The sequence below is a fragment of the Syntrophaceticus schinkii genome, assembly GCF_000946815.1.
Lineage (GTDB): Bacteria > Bacillota > DSM-12270 > Thermacetogeniales > Thermacetogeniaceae > Syntrophaceticus > Syntrophaceticus schinkii.
This window is the reverse complement of record NZ_CDRZ01000155.1, coordinates 1-3,328: the sequence shown is the minus strand read 5'-3', so window position 1 is coordinate 3,328 and position 3,328 is coordinate 1. Positions and strand designations below refer to the sequence as shown.

Annotated in this window: 1 pseudogene and 1 CRISPR repeat array; the pseudogene reads left to right on the top strand. The window is 56.8% G+C overall.

Features of this window, described 5'->3' with window-relative positions:
* Nucleotides 1-4: 4 nt before the first annotated feature.
* Nucleotides 5-220 (top strand): annotated as a pseudogene (locus SSCH_RS21825) (hypothetical protein); the annotation flags it as partial.
* A 64-nt stretch (nucleotides 221-284) separates the two neighbouring features.
* Nucleotides 285-3,319: a CRISPR direct-repeat array (repeat unit 32 nt; unit sequence GTTTCAATCCACGCACCCGCACGGGGTGCGAC).
* Between the last annotated feature and the right edge of the window lie 9 nt (nucleotides 3,320-3,328).

Here is a 3,328-nt window from a genome sequence, read left to right as displayed (position 1 = left end):
AGAGGTGTCCGCTTTGTCACCTTGCTTCCCATTGACATCATGGGAGAGGAAGCGCCACCTGCGGCGTGAGGTTTCCTTTGACCGTCCGGGATGGGTGGCGGATCTGCAGTCTCACATCTACCGGACCATAGAGGAGTTATCCCAAAAGAATGGAGAACCCCCAACACTGGATCAGATTGCAGAAGAGGTCAATATCCGCAAGGAAGGTGTCGCCCAGGCCCTGCAGGCAGGACATGTCAGCCTGGACGACTTGATGTACGCAGGTATGATGAGGTTTTTGGTGAGTTTCAATCCACGCACCCGCACGGGGTGCGACATTATTGCTTTCTCACCAGTCTCTTTTTCGTAAAGTTTCAATCCACGCACCCGCACGGGGTGCGACGCAGACAAAGTAAATATAAGGCGGTCTGTAGAGTTTCAATCCACGCACCCGCACGGGGTGCGACGGCTGTGGGAAGGTTATGCTAAGGGCTTTCAAAGTTTCAATCCACGCACCCGCACGGGGTGCGACCGCTGATTCACCTCCGGCTTGATTATTTCACGTGTTTCAATCCACGCACCCGCACGGGGTGCGACCGCCACTCACCTGGCGGGTAGCTATATTTAACGTGTTTCAATCCACGCACCCGCACGGGGTGCGACGATTGCGTCTATTACTCCGCCCCAGCCAGAGCGGGTTTCAATCCACGCACCCGCACGGGGTGCGACTATGGTGTTAGATCATAGCTTTGAGATGCTTAAAGTTTCAATCCACGCACCCGCACGGGGTGCGACACAGAAAGCGGCTTCATTTCCAACCCTGCTGAAGTTTCAATCCACGCACCCGCACGGGGTGCGACAATTAGCTAGTTGTTTAAAAGACTTTTCAACCGGTTTCAATCCACGCACCCGCACGGGGTGCGACCCGCATCATTCTTGTGGGCGTGCTTATACGCCGGTTTCAATCCACGCACCCGCACGGGGTGCGACCGCTATCGCCGTCATCGCCCCTAGTGTACAAAAGTTTCAATCCACGCACCCGCACGGGGTGCGACGCTATTCGTGGCTGGTCTGTTTGGCGGCAAGGTAGTTTCAATCCACGCACCCGCACGGGGTGCGACTCTGGCTGTGGGGTATGTGATCAAGCATAGCCTGTTTCAATCCACGCACCCGCACGGGGTGCGACCACTACTGTCTTACCGTTGGACGGGGTCTATGAGTTTCAATCCACGCACCCGCACGGGGTGCGACAGCGACCACTCAAGGCTACAGATGAGGAGTGGGTGTTTCAATCCACGCACCCGCACGGGGTGCGACAACACTGCGGAAAGCTACTGTTAGAGAAATATTGGTTTCAATCCACGCACCCGCACGGGGTGCGACTCCTTGACGATGAAAAACGGGCACTGATTTGGCGTTTCAATCCACGCACCCGCACGGGGTGCGACAAGTTCCGACTGACGAGGTTGACACTGCAGTTGGGGTTTCAATCCACGCACCCGCACGGGGTGCGACGAGATTGAAGCAGAAAAAACAAAAGCAATCAGAGTTTCAATCCACGCACCCGCACGGGGTGCGACATCCCCTCGAACTTTGATTTGTCAGGCTCGGGGGTTTCAATCCACGCACCCGCACGGGGTGCGACGTGCATTGGCTCCCTTGTCAGTGTTGTCTGTTTCATGTTTCAATCCACGCACCCGCACGGGGTGCGACGACTGCCTCAGTCTCGCCCTTGGCCTCCAGGGTAGTTTCAATCCACGCACCCGCACGGGGTGCGACCAGCTGAGCCTTTAGGGTTCTTGCTGGCATCAGGGTTTCAATCCACGCACCCGCACGGGGTGCGACGGTTGTAAGTGAGCAGGACAAGGAGCTGCGGGTTGTTTCAATCCACGCACCCGCACGGGGTGCGACCGCTGATTCACCTCCGGCTTGATTATTTCACGTGTTTCAATCCACGCACCCGCACGGGGTGCGACGGCTGGCGTAAGGGTATCACCTGAGGAGATATTAGTTTCAATCCACGCACCCGCACGGGGTGCGACCCAGGCATGGTATTAAATGTAAACTGTAAAGCAGTTTCAATCCACGCACCCGCACGGGGTGCGACGTCCATCCAGCCGGTGTTCTGCTCAAGAGGTAGTTTCAATCCACGCACCCGCACGGGGTGCGACGTTGTCCCTTCCTCAATCAATATCCCTTCTTTGTTTCAATCCACGCACCCGCACGGGGTGCGACGTGGTTGACGATACACGGGTAATCCAGCTTGCAGTTTCAATCCACGCACCCGCACGGGGTGCGACAAGGTAGCACCTAAAGCATAACTCAATGCCATGTTTCAATCCACGCACCCGCACGGGGTGCGACGTGGTTCACAGATACAATGTTATCCAGGCTCGAGGTTTCAATCCACGCACCCGCACGGGGTGCGACTGGTTATGTTTGTGATAGTGTTTCTTATGTTATTGTTTCAATCCACGCACCCGCACGGGGTGCGACGGTTGGTCTCGTCCACGTCCATAGCATCAACGTAGTTTCAATCCACGCACCCGCACGGGGTGCGACAGGAGAGGGGTATCAAGGCAACATGGCGATGCTGGTTTCAATCCACGCACCCGCACGGGGTGCGACAGCCGTGTAGTCAGGCATTATGATGCCAGCGGGTTTCAATCCACGCACCCGCACGGGGTGCGACGGCGAAGTTTTTTCCGACAATCGCCGAAATACGGGTTTCAATCCACGCACCCGCACGGGGTGCGACGGATATGGGCATGTAGAATCATACAGCCGATTGTTTCAATCCACGCACCCGCACGGGGTGCGACTCACCCGTATTATAATCCACTGTCCCGGCAGGGTTTCAATCCACGCACCCGCACGGGGTGCGACCTAAGAAGGAGGGGCAGGAAAATGAAATGGTCTGGTTTCAATCCACGCACCCGCACGGGGTGCGACAAACACCCAAGCGGTGGAGGCATGTTGGGCTAGTTTCAATCCACGCACCCGCACGGGGTGCGACCGACAGCGTTATGGGGCTAAACTATACCAGCGATGTTTCAATCCACGCACCCGCACGGGGTGCGACGTAGAGAGTAGTTATACGGCAGAGCAGGCAAAAGTTTCAATCCACGCACCCGCACGGGGTGCGACCAGAGAAAAAGCACCGGGATTGAGCGTTTAATTGTTTCAATCCACGCACCCGCACGGGGTGCGACGGCATGTCAGCATATGCTCCGTATTGAGCATTGTTTCAATCCACGCACCCGCACGGGGTGCGACCCCCAGGATTCTGCACGGTTGACGATAGAGCGGTTTCAATCCACGCACCCGCACGGGGTGCGACCTTGCCTTC